Below are 15,287 nucleotides of genomic sequence, written 5' to 3'. Positions count from 1 at the left end.
GGGCGGTGCCGGGCTCCGGCCGCGTGCTGGTGGGCCCGGCAGGTGGTGGAGTCGATGTTGACCGCCCACGAGCCGTCCGCGTCCACGGCGGTGGCGTCGGCGCCGGCTTGCAGTGCTCGCAGGATCTTCGACCAGGTCCCGTCGGCCGACCAGCGGCGGTGGCGCTCGTACACGGTCTGCCAGGATCCGTAGCGTTCGGGCAGGTCACGCCAGGGAATCCCGGTCCGGGTCCGGTACAGCACTCCGTTGACCACGGTCCGGTGTTCGGCCCACCGACCACCTGGGCTACCGGTCTCCGGGAGCAGCGGGGCTATGTACTCCCACTGAGCATTCGTCAGTTCATGCCGACGCACCATGACCGACTCCTGCCCGGAACGGCAGTAGATCCACCATCCGGGCGAGAGCCATCAGACACGGCCTAGCGGCTGCGGTTGTGGGCGAGGAGGTCCTCCGCCTGGTCCGCGTTGATGCCCAGCGCGGCGCCGACTTCCTCCGGCTCCCGCGACCGGCCCGCGATGTGGGCGGCGTCGTATCCGTTGCTGCGGGCGAGGATCTCCAGCCGGCTCTCGGTCTTCAGCGCCCCGGCCGGCTCATCGTCCACGAGCCGGTTGAGTGCCACGGTCAGCTTCGCCAGCAGATCGTCGACCTCGGCGGGGAATGCGATAGTCGACTCCTCGACAGTCTCGATGTGCCGGTCCCAGTCGTCCCGGCAGCGCGCCGCGCCCTCGTGCGCCGGCTCGTCCTCGTACAACGGCGTATCACCGATCCGCTCCCGGTCCAGCAGGCACCGGGTACCACTCCAGCCGCACACGCACACCGCGCGCAGCACCTCGGCGCGGGGCCCCTAGAACGGACGCCCGCTACATCCGGCCCAGAAGTCGCCCGTGTGCCCCACCACGGAGTTCCCGTCGAAGTACACCGGCTCCGGCACACTCCCGTCCTCCGGCAGCACACCCACCCGGCCCCGGTGCGACGTCCCGAACTCCTCCGTCGTCCACGACTCGTTCCGCATCCCTGAACTCCCTTCCGCCCCGCACGCGCGGCCGCGGGCGCACCCCGACCCTCCCGCACTCCGCACTCCGCACCCCGCACGAGGGGAATTCAAGAAGACGGCCACCCCGCGAGCGTGGCCACGCGGGACTCGCCCCTGCCGAGGTATCGATCGGACCCGCGGGGCCATCTCGTGCGCCTGGCTACGGGTACGGATCCCCCGGGCCCCCCTTGACCACCTTGAGTTCGAGGGCGGTCAAAGGGTTGACCGCCTGCGGATCATTGGCGGTCAAGGGGGTAGTCACCTTCGTTCCTCAGGTGGGCAAGCCCGGCTTGCCCAGGGTCGCCTGAGGCTTGCCCACCTCGCAGCGGCCGGTGGCCGGGCGGTCAGTGGCCAGGCGGGAAGCCGCCCGAGCCAGTCGTTCGCGCGGGTGCACGGCCGGCGAGAGCGTTCCGGCCAGCTCCGGGCCGCCGGGTCCCAGACGGTGATGCCCACGACCTTGGAAGGCGTCCCGTCCTACGGCCCGGACGCTGGGCAGGCCCTCCCTGCGAGGGGCTTGCCCAGCAGGGCGCCATGACCGGTCAGCTGCCCGAGCACGACCAATCCGCCGCCCGCGATCGGTCAAAGAGCACGTCAGCGCCGTGGCCGACCCGTGCAACTCCCTCCGCGCCGGTGACCGGTCATCGGCCAGCTGCGGCCTCGCCGGAACATCCAGGGCTGAACGTGACCGATGCCGTCTCCTCCGTCCGGCGGGGTGGGCAAGCCGGTGCTCGGGGTGGTTTGCCCAGGCTTCCCTTGGGCTTGCCCAGTGTGCGTCGCGGTCAGCCGCGGCGCCGGAAGAAGCTGCGGCTGGGCCTGGCCGGCTCCTGGTCCTCCTCCAGCGGCGGCACGGTGGCCTGACGGCGGGCGGCTTCCTCGCGGGCGACGTCGTCGGCATGACAGGTCCCGCACACGGCCAGGTTCCCGGTCGCCCAGGCGCCGCCGCGCACGGTGGTCTCCTCCCAGCGCTCGTCGGTGAACTTCCGCCCGCACCGCTCGCACACAGGCCGCTGCGCCTCCCGCTCCGCGACCCGGCGTTGTTGCTCGTGCGCGTCGACGCGGGCGGCTTGGCCGCGGTAGAGGGTCTCGCCGTCGGGGTTGTCGAGGGCGACCGTCAGCGTCTGCTCGCCGGCCGTCCCAGCCTCCGCCACACCGCCCCGTCGGCACCGTGCTCCTGGAGCTGCTCCAGGGTGGTCACGAGAACGGGTACCGCCTGCCCGTAGTCCCGCGCGGTGATCCTCCGGTGGAAGGTGTCGTACCGGCGCGACGCCCAGTAGCGGCGGCCGGCCTCCTCCAGCACGGCGACCGTGTTGGCGACCTTCACCTCCGTGGTGTCCGCGAACACGAACGCCACCGGAGGCAGACCCTCCCGGCCGGTCGGCGGGTAGAGCCGGCGCCACAGCCGCTTCTCGTGGTCGACGTCCTCGATCGCCTCCGGGCGGGAGCGGACCAGGTCCACGGTGCGCTTGTCCGCGTCCGACGGCAACAGCCGGCCCCACTCCCAGTACCGGCGCAGCTTCTGCACCAGCTGGTAGGCGTCCTCGGTGCGGCGGTCGATCTCCAGCAGCAGCGCCGGCACCCCGGCCGCCGGCGCCCTCACCACCAGGTCCGCCAGCTGCACGAAGCCGTCGCCCAGCCGGTACCCGATCTCGGTCTGGAACCCGAGCCGGTGACCGATCCCGGCACGGTGGAGCTCGGCGGCCGGCGAGGTGACCGCCGCGGCGTGGTCGTCGTATCCGGTGCCGAGCAGCTCCCCGTGTCCGGGTCGTACTTCTCCTCGCGCAGCACCGAGACCCGTATGCCCTTCGGCTCCAGCAGCTTCCTCGCCTCGCCGTGGCCGCGCTTCGTCAGCACCCACACCTGCCGCTGGTCGTCCCGGACCGTTTCGATCCTCACCAGCTGGTGGTCCTCCAGATCCAGAAGGTTGGCCCGTACGAGCTTGTCGTGCCGGTTGTCCGGTCGGGTCAGCTTCGACGGCTGGTCGGGCGTAGCCCGCTGGAAGATCCCCAGCGCTTGCAGCAGTTCCCGACGTTGAGGCTCGGTCGAAGTCCTCCGGTGCTGAGGACTCCTTCGGACGAGAGGGTTGTCGGACCTGCGACGGCCTTCCGTACGCCGGGTCTGACCTGCGGAAACGCCCGGACCTTGACGTCGGGGCGCGGAGGGGGGATGAAGGGGGCATCGGGGGGGGCTTTGTGGCCTGGTCAAGGGGCTGCTCGGGCTCGTCTGCGGTGCTCGCCACAGGGTGCTCCTGGAGGGTGGGGCGGGCCTATCCCGCCACTCACTCTCTACAGGTCCGGTTCTGGGCCTTCGTGTGACGCCGGCCTTCAAGAACTTCTCCGCCGCGACCGCATTGTGATCAACCGTGACCTCTTGCAGCGAAGGTTGAGCGCTGGCCGGCGCCGCTACTTCATGAGCTAGTCGGTACTACAGCCCATGCCTCGATCTCGACCCGGAATGCGGGGTGTACCAGTCCGACCACCTGAACAAGCGAGCAGGCCGGGGGGTGCGCAGGGTTTTGGTGCTCGTCCCGTACCCGGCGGAACGCCGGAAGATCCTGCAGATCGGTCAGGTAGACGGTCAGTTTGACCACGTGTTCGAGGGTCGAACCCGCAGCCTCAAGGGCCGTGGTCAGGTTCGCGTATACCTGGCGCACCTGCGCCTCGGCATCGCCTTCACCCACCAGTCGGCCTTGGCCATCCACCGGGACCTGGCCTGAGACCGCTACGACAGCTCCCGTGAATACCACCGCGTGGCTATAGCCGTTCACGGGCGGGGCTCCCTCGGGTCGAACAAAATGCTGCATCATCACGTCTCCAGTTCAGCCAGTAACAGGCCACTACGATCAAGGATCGTCCCGGGCACGGTCAACCTTCGGTGAGAACGCTCTACCTACGCTGCGAGAGGTCAAACCGCAGGGGGGTTCTCACCCCTCAGCGGCCGGGCTCTGTCCACAGGGTCGCCATTGAAGGCTCCTCTTGAGGCCACCGCGATCAGCGCGGCGGCCGCACGTGAGGAGCTGTCATGCCCGAGAACACCGTCACCGCACCGCTCGCCCCGATGACCCCGCGCGCGGTGATGAGCGCCTTCAACTACCTCCGGGCGATCGAAGCCGACGACACACAGGCCGCTACCGAGTTCGCCGATGCCGAGCCGCAGATGGCCTCGCTGCTCGTGCAGGTCGCGCAACGCATCGTCATCCCGGTCACCACCCTGGCAAACCAGGAGCAGAAGGAAGCCCGTGCGACGACTCGTTCGTGCTCTTCGAACTGGGGCTCTGCTTCCTGGCGACCCTGCGGTCCTGGCCTTTAGCTGTCCCGCAGGCGAGGCGGCTCCTTATTACACACCCCCTTCGCCGCGACCTGATGGGCGGCCGAGACCACCTCTGTCCAGGGGAAACGCTCCGGTTGCCAATGTAGTCAAGGGGTAACGTGCAGCCCCCAGAACTGGTCAAGGGGTCTCCGGCCGACCGGGTCCGACCCGGACAAGGGATAGGCGATCCGCCGCCCCGGACCGGGACAAGGGGTAGGCGATCGGCCGGTACGCCTGGCGGCCAGCAGATGAAGTTCCCCGCGGCCCTCGGCGGACGCACGGTGACCCTGTGGGCCGACCACCCCGGCATTCACGTCTTCCTCGACAGCGAACTCCTGCGGACCCGCCCTTCTCGGTTCACACCCACAGACTTGAAAGCTCTCGTGAAGCGCGGCGGGCGGATCGCCGGCCCCGAACCCCGCTGCAGCCGCCCTGGCGACAGGTTCGACAGCGCCACCCCTCGCAGTGGTCGAGGTCGACCGGATCGTCGGCCGGGACGGCGACGTCGGCCTCAGCGGCGTGCGGTCAAACTCGCCTCCCACCTGGCCGGCCAACGGCTGCGGGTCGGCCGCAGCCACGCTGGAAAGACCGTGGTCATCCTGATCGAGGACACCGTCTTCCGCGCATCGACGGAGATGTCGAGCTGACCACACACGCCCGGACCACCGACGAGCCAGTCACACAGTTCAGGGCGACCGCTCACACCCGGGACTGATCGCCGTTTGAAGAACATCTCCTGATGACGTCCAGCATCTCCTGGAGCCAGGCTGTCCAAGATCTCACGGGACCTCACACCGTCAAACGATGTAGCCGAACTTCAGCAGCACCTGATTGCTTGCCTCGGAAGGGTGTCGTGTGCCGATCTGCCGGGGCGGACTCCGTGCCTGGCAGCGTGCCGCGTACGGTCAGCGAATGCACGATCAGCGAGACCAAAATCGAAGCGTTGGCAAGCCGGAGCACCGGCAGTCCACTCTGCCTGCTGACATCACCGACGGGGCCGCAGAGGCTGAAGCGGTGGTGTTCGTGTGCGCAGCATGCAGAGCCCGTCTGACGGGGCCACTCACACGGCTGCCCGAGGTTCCCGAGGCTCCCTACTACGCTTGGTGGGACGCCGATGAGCCTGGTCCGTCGCCAGCGACCGTGCCATCAGGCTGCTACGCGATCGAGACGGAGCCGTACGGCGGGCCCTTGGTCGTCGCCCAGGTGCCCGGCCCGGTGATGCCGCGCCACGGAGGCCACTGGAACGTGGATGGGAAGCCCTTGGTGTCGCAGGGCCCGCGAAACAACATCGTCATCAACCCGGACGACGCCCGCGGCCTGGAGCTGCAGCACGCATCCGCCGCCTGCTGCGGAGCGACCCCGGATGGCGGAATGAACCAGCTGTGCGCCTGTGGAACCCTTGTCGCGACCCTCTGCTCCGACTGCTGCCTGCCGTACGAACTCCATCTCTCAGCCGACCACGTCCGGGCCGTTCGCCCCTGAGGTGGGCGCAGGTCGCTGCTACTTCTCGGTTCTGGCACAGATCTTGGGGAGCCATTACAGAGGGTTACAGTGTCGTTCGATAGGGGGGCCGCCGCGAAGCCCGGCTGCCTGACTCGAACGCTCGCCGCGTAGCCTCCGTGCATGACCGTTGATCCGTTCCAGTGCCGCTGCGTCCTCTGCCACGACTACGGAGATCGAGACGAAGCGGACCGCGTGGATCTGACGATCATCGAGAACGTCCAGCAGCACGGATGGCACGTCGTGATGGTTCCCGAGGACGAGATCGGTCCTGGGTTCGCCTATACGATCGGCCTCGCCCACACTCACGGCGCACCTGAACTAGCCATGTTCGGACTCGATGTCCACGCCATGCACCGCATGCTCAACCGGCTCGGAGCGAAGGTCGCCGCAGGTGCTGTAGTGGCTGGCGGCCAGAGGCATCCTGACGTTATCGAGGGTCAGCAAGTTGCGCTCAGGAATGTGGATCTCCGCTGGTACCGGACCTTCTTCGGGCGGGCCATCGGGTTCTACCGACGACCGCCTTTCCCTGTGTTGCAAGTAGCGTGGCCCGACGCGGACGACCGCTTCCATTGGGAAGAACAGGTTCAGGAGGGGCGTCGCGAGTCACAGCCTCAGCTGTGGTTGCCGCCCAGTGAGCACCCTGTGGGGATCTGGACGACCGAACTCTGACCTCGGACGTGTCGGCCAGCGATAGCCCCGCGTCGGCGCGAGGATCTACTGGAGCAAGATCATCTTGCGGAGCAGTTCGAATCCGGCTCGACCGTAGAGCTGCCTCTTGATCTTCTTGATGCGGTTCACGGCGCCCTCGATACTGCCCGAGCTCCAGTCCAGGGTGAGTCCGGCTGTCACGGCGTCGAGGTCTCTGAGCAGGTGGATTGCGAAGCCGGTGAGGCCGGGTAGCTGGCTGGTATCGACTGCGTCGATCCAGGCGGGGAGCGTGTGGCCGAGCCGGCTGCTGAGTATCTCGCCGAAGTCGCGGACGTGTCCGGCGGCCGTGGCCAGCTCGGGGCAGCGGGTCAGAACGTCTTTCAGAGCGGTGCTGTCCTCCTCGGTCAAGGTGGCGGGGTGACGGGTGAGCCAGCCGGTCACCTGTCGCACCGTCGGCGGCCGGGGCGGCGCCGTGGGCGGAGCATTGCGCAAGGTCGCGATGTGCGCGCGGACCATGCCGTAGGTGACCGGGGCGTGCTCGGCAAGCAGCTCGCCGTGCAGTTGTGTGACGCTGGTGCAGCCCTCGGCGAAGCGTTGCTCCAGGTAGGGCTTGTAGGCGTCGAGTCTGCTGGGCCGGGGCCGGTTCTCACGGAAGGTGTCCTGCCAGTGAGCGGCGTTCGCGTACCGGAGCACGGTGTTGAGGCCCCAGCCCAGGTGCCGGGCGATCGCCCGGCGCGAGTGACCTTGAGCGAGGAGCTCGTGGACCAAGGCATGCGCTGCCTTCTTTCGCTCGGCCCGCCGGCCGAGGGGTGCCGGGTCGTCCTGCGGCCGACCGGCAGCCAGTCGGGTGGCCTCCGCCAACAGCCCGCTGAACGAAGGATTACGCAGACAGCTGCGATGGGCGGCGACACAGGTCTCCACGGCCCGGCCGAGGCCCTGCCACAGATGGAACCGGTCGGCGACCTGCAGGGCGTCGGGGGCCCCGCGGCGGGCACCTTCGGCGTAGGCGCCCGCCCGGTCCCGGCAGATGATCTCCACGCCGGGGTGGCGGATCAGCCAGGCGGCCAGCGGCTCGGCTTCACGGGACGGGAGCACGTCGACCACGCGATGGTCTTCGACGCTGGTCAAGACGGTGGAGTAGGTCTGGCCGCGGCGGATCGCGAAGTCGTCCACGCCCAGCACACGCGGTGTGTCGAACAGTGGGTCGGGCAATGCCATGACCCTGCGTAGCAAGGTCATCCTTCCCGCGCGGAAGCCCAACTGGGCAGCCAGCCGAGCGCCGGCCCGCCCGGCCAGCGCGAGACCCACCCGCTCCAGGGCTTGGTTGAGCCGGGTCGTGAACCGTGCGTGCGGGGCGGCGAGCCGGGAGAACGGCTCGGCGAACGTCCGGCGCGGGCAGTCAGCCGACCCGCAGATGAAGCGCCGGACCGTCAACCGGATCACAAAGCCCTGCTCAGCGAGCGGAAGGTCCTTCAGCCTGCGCTGGTACCGGTCGTGGACCCGGCCCGAGAAGCACCCGCAGCCCGGACACGCCGCCCCGGGCGCGCGGCCTCTCGCCACCACCTCGACCGTGCCGAACGCGGCCGTAACCGCCTCGACGTCCACCTCGTCGATCCCCTCGAACACCAGCAAGTCCCAGAACGGTGCATCGGTCTGCATGACCAGCACCATCACCGGCCACAACCCGCCGCAGCAGCGGGCGACAGGAATCTGATGGAGCGTCAAATCTGTTCGTCGGACGACAAGGCGTACGCGGTCTCACGCGAACCGTCTCCTCGCAATCGAACATCGTGATAACACTCCGTGACGACTCCCCAAGATCTGTGCCAGAACCCAGATCTCACCTACGCAGCCACCAGCTTTGCCCCGGCCTCGCCGAACAACGCGAAGTCAAGGCCGGACGACCGGCATCGTGCCCTCCCGGGCCGCGCCGGGAAGACTCTCCGGCGCCATCCTCTCCAGGCCCGAGGACGTGGCGGGGGCACGCGACGGCCTCGCCCGCACCAGGAAGACCTGCGGCCCTCCCCCACCTCGTCGGCCAGCCCGGCATATCGCCCTGCGCCCAGCAGGGGGCGAGGTCGTGCGTGAGACGGATCAGGGCCGCGCGGTCGCGCGGCCCTGATCGTGTACGCCTCAGCTCTCGGAAGCGCCCGGGCGACGTCCGGCCGACCGCCGCTCCACGGACGGGTACGGAGTGCGCACGGGTGTCCCGGCGCTCCTGGTGCCTGCCGGCACCGGGGCGGGCCCCGGGAGTTGGGGGGTCAGGCCGGGGTGATGTTCTCCGCCTGGGGGCCCTTCTGGCCCTGGGTGACGTCGAACGTCACGACCTGGCCCTCCTGGAGCTCACGGAACCCAGAGGCGTTGATCGCCGAGTAGTGGGCGAACACATCCGGGCCGCCGCCTTCCTGGGCGATGAAGCCGAAGCCCTTCTCCGCGTTGAACCACTTCACAGTTCCCGTAGCCATATCCATGCCTTCCAGTCGATGAACGCCTCCCGCACGATGCGGAAGGCGGAGGTGATCGCCCTGGTTCCTGCGGCACAGCACAGCAAAACACCCACGCCTGAGGCGTGGGCACAGGGAACTTCCGAACCACGACAGCTGGCTCAAACGCTACACGCCCACAACGGCCAGTCACCAGAGGAAACCGGGACACGACACGCTCCTGGCGCCGCGCTCTGCCGTAGAGGCACGGTCGAGCGGGTCACCGTTCGGGGCTGGTCCCTGTGGTGGAGGGGAGTGAGGCGTCGGTGAGGTTGGCGCCGGTGGCGGCTTCCCGGGGATGCGGGTCGCGGGTGCGGACGATGAGCTTGGACAGGTCCACGGTGTCGGCGTTGCGTTCCAGCATGCCGTCCGTCAGCATCACCAGTCGGTCGCCGGGCCGCAGGTCAAGTGACTGCACCCGGTAGTCACGGGGGCTGAGGACGCCGAACGGCAGATCGATTTCCGGAACGATCTGGGTTACCGCGCCGTCGCGCATCCGCAGCGGCCAGGGATGTCCGGCGTTGATGCACTCGGTGGCGCCGCTGAGCAGGCTGATCCGCAGCAGCTGACCGGTCACGTAGCCCTCGCGGCCGTGCTCGCGCATGGGAAGGCGATCAACGCCTGGCGTATGCCCCCGCATTCCGGCCGGGCTGGTCGGCTCGCTCGGATCCCCTCCCGCCCCCGACGCAGGGGTGCGGGACATTCCCGAGGCCGTGACGGCGATCGGCTCCCGCGCCGATTCGGACCGGATACGGCCACTCGCTGTCCCGGCGCTCACCGTGCCACTCAGCCGGCACAGGCATCAGCCCCAGTTGGGTATCCGCACCGGTCACGGCCAGGACACGGGCGACGATCGGCTGGGGAGAGCCGCTGAGGTGAAACCCGATCCCGGCGCGAGCCGCTTCGCCCTTCGCCCACACCAGGGCGCCGATCCCGGAGCAGTCACAGAAGGACACCGCACCGATGTCCATGCGCAGGAGCGCGGGCCGACCCTGGAGACAGTCGCGGACCGCGTCGCGAATGGCGGGCACGGCCTCCAAGTCGAGTTCCCCAGCGAGACTGACCAAGCCGTCACTGCCGACCGAGGCCACCGTGCAGGTGGCCCGCCGAGGAGACGGCAGCCTCCCCGGCTCCCGCAGGGCCCCTGGTGCAACGCGATCCATCGAATCCCTCCTCCTCAGGCCGCGGCTGACGGGTTCGCCACTCCGCGACGGCGGTACTCAGCATTGATCCGCTGGGCCTCCTCGAGCTGGTCTTCGAGGATGACGATCCGGCAGGCAGCCTCGATAGGGGTGCCCTGGTCGACGAGCTCGCGGGCTCGGGCGGCGATGCGCAGTTGGTAGCGGGAGTAGCGGCGGTGTCCACCCGGTGAGCGGAGCGGGGTGATCAGGCGGTGCTCTCCGATCGCGCGCAGGAAGCTCTGGGGCACACCGAGCATGTCGGCGGCCCGGCCCATGGTGTAGGCGGGGTAGTCGTCGTCATCGAGACGGCCGAACGAATCGTCTGCGGTCATCACACCTCTCTGTTGAACACGCGGAGGGGCCCTGGTGCCTATGGCACCAGGGCCCCGAAGGAACTGCTACACCATCTGCCGGCCCTGGTACTGCGCCGGCCTTCTGTTTCCGCCTACCCGACCTGTACTTCGTCGGGGTGCGGGGATCGCGAATGCGTGACCGGAGACCACCTCACTACCGATGTCCTGCGGTACCCGGACTCAAGACTTCCGCCCGGGCGATCCTGATGATGCTCGGCTCCTCCGTTCTTTCCCTCTGGATCGAGCACTTACCAAACGGGAACTGCGCACTGCTGATACTGCGAACTGCTTGTACTGCTGTGTTGCGTACTGCTGGTGGCCTGTCAAAGCGCCGTTTCGACAGCCAGCCCCGTCGCCCATCCTGCGTCTGCTCTGGCTTAGAACCCCACTGCCGAACCTCCCGGGTGCGCGCGCCCGCAGCCGACGCCTTCACCGAGGTACCACTCCACTCAACTTCACTGCTGGGTGCTGCTCAACTGCACTTACTGCGGGTACTGCCACTGCGGTACTGCTCGCGGCGGCCCCTGATCACTGCGGGCCACCCGGTCCGGTCGTCAGTCCCGTCGCCGTCCTGCAATCACCTGGCTTCGGAACTCCACCACCGCACCGTCCTACACACTGCAACCACTGGTACTGCGGGTATTACTTGCCCGGCAGTTGGTTCTGCCAGGCCCTGCGATCTCTCTGAGCTACGTAAGAAACCATAGCCACGCCACTGGCCAATGTCTACTCCAGCGGGCACAGATTTTCATGGGTCCGGCACAGAGGTAACCGATACCGGACAGGAGCGGCGCATGGCAGAGCCCGACTCCGACCTCTGCATCACCCCGCCCGCCCCCGCCGCGCAGCGGCCGAAAAGGCCGAGCGGCAGACTTCCCGAGAAAATCGAACACATGTTGCAATGGAGGGGTGAGAGCACCATTCCGCTTCCCCGATGACCTGCTCGCCCTCCAGCGGGCGTGGCTGGCCGCCTACGCCGATCTCGCCCAGACTCCCGCCGCCGCCGGAACGACTTCGCAGCGGCGTCGGCTCATCGCCCTCTCCCAGAGCCTGCACACCCACCCGTACTGGAACTCCCCCGCCGCCCAGCGCACGGGCGCCGTAGCGCTGCGCCGTGCGGCCCGCGCGCTCCCTCCGGTGGAGCGGGGGGCGGCATGAGCGAGCCGGCGGCGCCGGAGCCGCCGGCGTGGCTGGTCGAGCACGGGATAGGTGTCGGTCGGTCGGCCACCCAGGTCCACGCCGGGGACTGCTGGGCCACCGGAGGAAGCCGCGTGCGCGGCGCGGGTGGCGGTGTAGGCCGTTATGCGGACGAGGTCGTCGTACAGCAGCTGCGCGAGTTCCGAGGCCGCCCACATGCCGAAGGTCAGGGCCATCTCGCGGGCGTCCTCGACCTGATGGTCGTCGCGGACGTACAGCAGGTACGGGCCGCCGATCCGCGCCAACCGCAGTTTGTCCCGGCCGCGCGCGGCCGGGCCTTCGCCGATGAGCACCGCGAGGATCTCCACCGCGGTCGACCCGGCCGGGTGGAGGTGCTGCTGGGCGCGGACGACTTCGTCGCCGAACTCGGCCAGCCAGAGCTGGACCGCTGCCTGGTCGCCGAGTTGTTGGTAGCGGTAGGCGGTCAGCTCGACGGCGAGGTGCTCCACCAGCAGCAGGGAGTCCTCGCGCAGCGACCCCGCGTCGTGCCAGTGCTCCAGCGCGGCCGTCAGGGACCGGCGCATCCCCCACTTCGGTGCCAGCTCAGCGCCGCCCGCACGGGCGGCCTCGTCCAACGCCGCCGCCTCCAGCAGCTCGAAAGCCACCACGGCCGGCTCGCGCCGGATACCCGTCTCGGACATCGCGCTCCCCACTCCTTGTGACGTCAGGTCCTCCTCCACCGCGCGCTCCCGCGCGTTCACGGGCGCGGGTAGTCGTGCCCCGGCGGCGGGTACTCCCGGCCCGGGAGTTCCACCACCCCATAGAGCACGATGCGCTCGAACTCCGACAGCCCCCCGCCATCCCGGTCTCGGCGGCGCCGTCGATTGCCTGCAGCAGGCGCAGCGAGCGCTCCTGGTCCGCCTTCTCCTCCGGTGGACGCGCCCGCGGGCGCGCGTCGTCGTGCGGGGTGGACGGTGCGGTGCGTGCCCGCCCCAGAGCTCCGGATCGCCAAGCCTCGGTCACGACCACGGCGCCGGCCATCAGCAACAGGACGAGCCCGGTCACCAGATACCCGGACCAGTCCGCCCACCAGCCTCCCGCCGCCAAGACCACGCCCGCGCACGCGCCCCACCACGCGGGCGTCGAGGTGGCCCATCGCGGCCGCAATGTCCGGCCAGGCCGGGGAGGCGAGGATCGCGTCGCGGACCAGGCCCTCGGGCAGTGTCGCCTCCAGGAGGTTGGCCCACCAGTCGGTGCCCGCCGCGTTCGCCCGCGCGAGGTTCGCGGCGACGGCCTGGTGGACGCCCGCGGTCATGCGGCCCATCTGCGGCAGGAGCGTGCCGAGGTCGACTCCGGACTGCTGGAGGCCGACGAGCTGACGGGCCAACTGCGGCCAGTCCGCACCCCGCATCAACGCGGCCAGGATGTCGTCGCCGAGGACGCCGCGCAGTTGGTCGGCCGACCAACCCGGGCCATCGTGGCCGCGTCCTCGCCGAGCTCCTCCCTCCTTGCCCATCAGGCGCTTCCGGGTGGCGCGGCGCACGGCGTCGGCGATGGTCATCATCAGCCGGTAGGCCATCGCAGCGGTGTGCGCGGCCTCCCCGAGGGCTTCGGCTAACGGCTCGGGTTGGGGCGGGTACGTCATCGGCAGAAGGCTCCCTCGGGTGAGGGGCAGCGCGTACGGGACGGCCCCGGCCGTCCGGGATCCGGGCGTGGCCGGACCGGTGAACCGGTAACGGGCGTAGTCCCGAGCAGGCCACGGCCGGCGGTGCGCACCACCCGACCGGTCCGCGGCTTCGCCGTCGGGGGCGGCGCGACGGTCCTCCCGCAGCAGCACGGCGGCTTCGCCGGCGGCCTCCACCGCCTCCACGAGCGCGAGCAGCAGCGTGAGTACAACCGCGGCGCCGCCCGCCCCGGGCCGCGCGCGATGCCCGCTCCAGTGCCCGGGTCGAGGCGCGCCATCCGGCCCGCGCGCGGCCCTCCAAGGAACAAGCGCCGGGGGCGCGGGCGGCCTGCTCGACACGCGTCGGCCGCCGCTTGTACGCGGTCACGTACGAGGGCCGGGGCGTGGGCGGCGGCGACGGCGACAGCGACAGCGACAGCGACAGCGACAGCGACAGCGACAGCGAGAAGGTCGCCGAAGGCGGCGACGTAGCGCGCGCCTTCGTCCTGCCCGGTGCGGCCCAGGAGCAGGGACGCTTCGCGGATCCGGTGCTCGGCCAGCGCCCAGTCGGCCGCGGTGACGAACGGCGTGAAGCGTTCACGGACCAGGGGATCGCGCAGGACGGACGGCGACTGAAGTCTGCGTCCACTGACGCCCCCGCGGGCGCTGGCGGAGTGTGTTGGGAGGCGGGCGCCTCTCCCCCTTCCGGGTGAAAGCGCGCCGCGCCCTGGGGTCGGCTTGTCGGGGAGATGGTGAGGTGCGGGCGGGTCGGTGCTGACGGGGATGGGGAGCTGGGGCCCCTGGCACGGTGGCTGTCCGGCCTCTGGTCTCAGGGCCTGGTGGTGGGCGAGGGTTGTTTGCCCTTGGCAAGGGCTTCCGAGAGAGTCGCGTCATGGACGTTCTGCCTCCGCCACCTCCGCGCCCGCCGGGCTGGGGTGATCCGATTGCCGAGACCCTCGAACTGGCGGGCGCACGCTGCGTGCTGACGCGGGGTTTCACATATGCGGGTGCGTGGGCTCTGTCGTTCCCACCACCAGGGCGGCTCAAGGTCCACGCGGTCCTTGAGGGCGTCACCTGGCTGGTGATGGACGGCATCGATGAGCCGCAGATCCTGCGGGCGGGTGATGTGGTGATCCTCGCTGGGGATCGCCGGTACGTCTTGGCGAGTGATCCGGATCTGGCCCCGGTGGAGGCCCTGCCGCTCTTGAAGGCGACTGTGGAGCCCTACCACCACACAGGGCCGCCAGGAGTCCGGGACGTCACGGCTCTCAGCGGCCACGTCGAACTCGAAGTCGCGGGCAAGGACTTACTCCTTGGAGCCTTGCCGCCCCTGATACACATGAGGGCGGGATCCGTCGAGGCTCCTGCCGTCTGCTGGCTCCTCCACCAGGCTTTCCACGAGATGCGCGAGGACCGGCCAGGGGCCTCCTTCGTGGCCGATCACCTGGCCCAGCTCCTTTTCGTTCAAGTGCTGCGGACGTACCTCGCGGAAGCGGACACTTTCCCGGCCGGCTGGTTGCGGGCGCTGGCCGACGAACAGATCGCCCCGGCGCTCAGGCTCATGCACGGCGACCCGGCCCGCCAGTGGACCCTGGTCGAACTGGCACGGGCCACATCCATGTCACGGACCACCTTCGCCGACCGGTTCAAGACCGTCGCGGGAGCGCCGCCCCTGACGTACCTCTACAACTGGCGCATGCGACTGGCCCGGCGCAGCCTGTGGCGAGAGGACACACCGGTGAGTGAACTCGCCTCGGCCCTCGGGTACGCGTCGGAGAGTGCCTTCAGCAACGCCTTCAAGCGGACCACCGGTATGGCCCCGCGTCACTACCGGTGTTTCGTGCGTACGGACAACGCCAGGCTGACGCCGGTGCCAGTCGTAACGGGTCAGGCATTCCCGACAGGGGCCCGCCCGCCGGGCCCCTGAGTCCATTCGCGTCCCCTGAGTCCGCCCGGCAGCGCGGGCCGGTGAACGAGCAG

The 15,287-nt window shown here is 69.6% G+C and carries 17 protein-coding genes and 1 pseudogene; 5 read left to right on the top strand and 13 right to left on the bottom strand.

The genetic code is table 11. The annotated features are described in order from the left end of the window. The 6 genes from ACIBEA_RS16710 to ACIBEA_RS16685 form a co-directional block, all read right to left on the bottom strand. The coding region (locus tag ACIBEA_RS16710) for an IS5 family transposase (protein WP_399261424.1) at positions 1-353 on the bottom strand (353 nt) is incomplete at its 3' end. A gap of 65 nt (positions 354-418) precedes the next feature. Then, complete coding sequence (locus tag ACIBEA_RS16705) at positions 419-829, bottom strand: hypothetical protein (protein WP_399261422.1); 411 nt, start codon at positions 827-829, stop codon at positions 419-421. A 15-nt stretch (positions 830-844) separates the two neighbouring features. Then, positions 845-1,012 (bottom strand): hypothetical protein, encoded by a 168-nt coding sequence (locus tag ACIBEA_RS16700; protein ID WP_399261420.1) that lies wholly within the window; start codon positions 1,010-1,012, stop codon positions 845-847. An 800-nt stretch (positions 1,013-1,812) separates the two neighbouring features. After that, positions 1,813-2,181, bottom strand: a complete 369-nt coding sequence (locus ACIBEA_RS16695; protein ID WP_399261418.1) for a hypothetical protein — start codon at positions 2,179-2,181, stop codon at positions 1,813-1,815. Further along, positions 2,145-2,888 carry a hypothetical protein gene (locus ACIBEA_RS16690; protein WP_399261417.1) on the bottom strand — a complete coding sequence of 248 codons (744 nt, stop codon included), beginning with the start codon at positions 2,886-2,888 and terminating at the stop codon, positions 2,145-2,147. The genes ACIBEA_RS16695 and ACIBEA_RS16690 overlap by 37 nt, the downstream gene beginning before the upstream one ends. Before the next feature lie 549 nt (positions 2,889-3,437). Then, complete coding sequence (locus ACIBEA_RS16685) at positions 3,438-3,833, bottom strand: RidA family protein (RefSeq protein ID WP_399261458.1); 396 nt, start codon at positions 3,831-3,833, stop codon at positions 3,438-3,440. 218 nt (positions 3,834-4,051) lie between these two features. On the opposite strand from ACIBEA_RS16685, the gene ACIBEA_RS16680 reads away from it, so the two are divergent. The 3 genes from ACIBEA_RS16680 (at position 4,052) to ACIBEA_RS16670 (ending at position 6,511) form a co-directional block, all read left to right on the top strand. After that, the gene (locus ACIBEA_RS16680; protein WP_399261415.1) at positions 4,052-4,339 is read left to right on the top strand and encodes a hypothetical protein; all 288 of its coding nucleotides are present in this window, start codon (positions 4,052-4,054) and stop codon (positions 4,337-4,339) included. Positions 4,340-5,251: 912 nt separating this feature from the next. Beyond that, positions 5,252-5,821, top strand: a complete 570-nt coding sequence (locus ACIBEA_RS16675) for a hypothetical protein (RefSeq protein ID WP_399261413.1) — start codon at positions 5,252-5,254, stop codon at positions 5,819-5,821. A gap of 141 nt (positions 5,822-5,962) precedes the next feature. Continuing rightward, a complete protein-coding gene (locus ACIBEA_RS16670; protein ID WP_399261411.1) occupies positions 5,963-6,511 on the top strand; it encodes a DUF4262 domain-containing protein in 549 nt (182 codons plus the stop codon). A 45-nt stretch (positions 6,512-6,556) separates the two neighbouring features. On the opposite strand, the gene ACIBEA_RS16665 is transcribed toward ACIBEA_RS16670, so the two are convergent. The 7 genes and pseudogenes from ACIBEA_RS16665 to ACIBEA_RS16635 form a co-directional block, all read right to left on the bottom strand. Then, the gene (locus ACIBEA_RS16665; RefSeq protein WP_399261456.1) at positions 6,557-8,161 is read right to left on the bottom strand and encodes an ISL3 family transposase; all 1,605 of its coding nucleotides are present in this window, start codon (positions 8,159-8,161) and stop codon (positions 6,557-6,559) included. A gap of 590 nt (positions 8,162-8,751) precedes the next feature. Further along, positions 8,752-8,955: a cold-shock protein gene (locus ACIBEA_RS16660; RefSeq protein WP_382991187.1), complete on the bottom strand. Its 204-nt coding sequence runs from the start codon at positions 8,953-8,955 to the stop codon at positions 8,752-8,754. 238 nt (positions 8,956-9,193) lie between these two features. Further along, positions 9,194-9,577, bottom strand: a pseudogene (locus tag ACIBEA_RS16655) (PP2C family protein-serine/threonine phosphatase); the annotation flags it as partial. A gap of 10 nt (positions 9,578-9,587) precedes the next feature. Beyond that, positions 9,588-10,136, bottom strand: a complete 549-nt coding sequence (locus tag ACIBEA_RS16650; protein ID WP_399261409.1) for an STAS domain-containing protein — start codon at positions 10,134-10,136, stop codon at positions 9,588-9,590. 14 nt (positions 10,137-10,150) lie between these two features. Beyond that, positions 10,151-10,486, bottom strand: coding sequence for a MerR family transcriptional regulator (locus ACIBEA_RS16645; RefSeq protein ID WP_399261407.1), 336 nt, complete (start codon positions 10,484-10,486; stop codon positions 10,151-10,153). A gap of 992 nt (positions 10,487-11,478) precedes the next feature. After that, on the bottom strand, positions 11,479-12,345 hold the full coding sequence (locus ACIBEA_RS16640; RefSeq protein ID WP_399261405.1) for a hypothetical protein: 867 nt from the start codon (positions 12,343-12,345) through the stop codon (positions 11,479-11,481). Between the two features lie 56 nt (positions 12,346-12,401). Further along, positions 12,402-13,514, bottom strand: a complete 1,113-nt coding sequence (locus ACIBEA_RS16635) for a hypothetical protein (protein WP_399261403.1) — start codon at positions 13,512-13,514, stop codon at positions 12,402-12,404. 167 nt (positions 13,515-13,681) lie between these two features. On the opposite strand from ACIBEA_RS16635, the gene ACIBEA_RS16630 reads away from it, so the two are divergent. Together ACIBEA_RS16630 and ACIBEA_RS16625 are read left to right on the top strand one after the other, a co-directional pair. Next, positions 13,682-14,020, top strand: coding sequence for a hypothetical protein (locus ACIBEA_RS16630; RefSeq protein ID WP_399261401.1), 339 nt, complete (start codon positions 13,682-13,684; stop codon positions 14,018-14,020). Positions 14,021-14,199: 179 nt separating this feature from the next. Beyond that, complete coding sequence (locus ACIBEA_RS16625; RefSeq protein ID WP_399261399.1) at positions 14,200-15,234, top strand: AraC family transcriptional regulator; 1,035 nt, start codon at positions 14,200-14,202, stop codon at positions 15,232-15,234. Positions 15,235-15,287 lie beyond the last annotated feature (53 nt).

The sequence above is a fragment of the Streptomyces sp. NPDC051555 genome, assembly GCF_044454405.1.
GTDB lineage: Bacteria > Actinomycetota > Actinomycetes > Streptomycetales > Streptomycetaceae > Streptomyces.
Note: the sequence above shows the minus strand (reverse complement) of the source record. Positions and strands in the feature narration are given on the sequence as shown.

What these genes read in the sequence shown, in the direction of transcription:
- ACIBEA_RS16700 (WP_399261420.1), bottom strand. Translation starts at nt 1,012, where the DNA reads ATGCGGAACGAGTCGTGGACGACGGAGGAGTTCGGGACGTCGCACCGG.
- ACIBEA_RS16685 (WP_399261458.1), bottom strand. Translation starts at nt 3,833, where the DNA reads ATGCAGCATTTTGTTCGACCCGAGGGAGCCCCGCCCGTGAACGGCTAT.
- ACIBEA_RS16680 (WP_399261415.1), top strand. Translation starts at nt 4,052, where the DNA reads ATGCCCGAGAACACCGTCACCGCACCGCTCGCCCCGATGACCCCGCGC.
- ACIBEA_RS16675 (WP_399261413.1), top strand. Translation starts at nt 5,252, where the DNA reads ATGCACGATCAGCGAGACCAAAATCGAAGCGTTGGCAAGCCGGAGCAC.
- ACIBEA_RS16670 (WP_399261411.1), top strand. Translation starts at nt 5,963, where the DNA reads ATGACCGTTGATCCGTTCCAGTGCCGCTGCGTCCTCTGCCACGACTAC.
- ACIBEA_RS16665 (WP_399261456.1), bottom strand. Translation starts at nt 8,161, where the DNA reads ATGGTGCTGGTCATGCAGACCGATGCACCGTTCTGGGACTTGCTGGTG.
- ACIBEA_RS16660 (WP_382991187.1), bottom strand. Translation starts at nt 8,955, where the DNA reads ATGGCTACGGGAACTGTGAAGTGGTTCAACGCGGAGAAGGGCTTCGGC.
- ACIBEA_RS16650 (WP_399261409.1), bottom strand. Translation starts at nt 10,136, where the DNA reads ATGGATCGCGTTGCACCAGGGGCCCTGCGGGAGCCGGGGAGGCTGCCG.
- ACIBEA_RS16645 (WP_399261407.1), bottom strand. Translation starts at nt 10,486, where the DNA reads ATGACCGCAGACGATTCGTTCGGCCGTCTCGATGACGACGACTACCCC.
- ACIBEA_RS16640 (WP_399261405.1), bottom strand. Translation starts at nt 12,345, where the DNA reads ATGTCCGAGACGGGTATCCGGCGCGAGCCGGCCGTGGTGGCTTTCGAG.
- ACIBEA_RS16625 (WP_399261399.1), top strand. Translation starts at nt 14,200, where the DNA reads ATGGACGTTCTGCCTCCGCCACCTCCGCGCCCGCCGGGCTGGGGTGAT.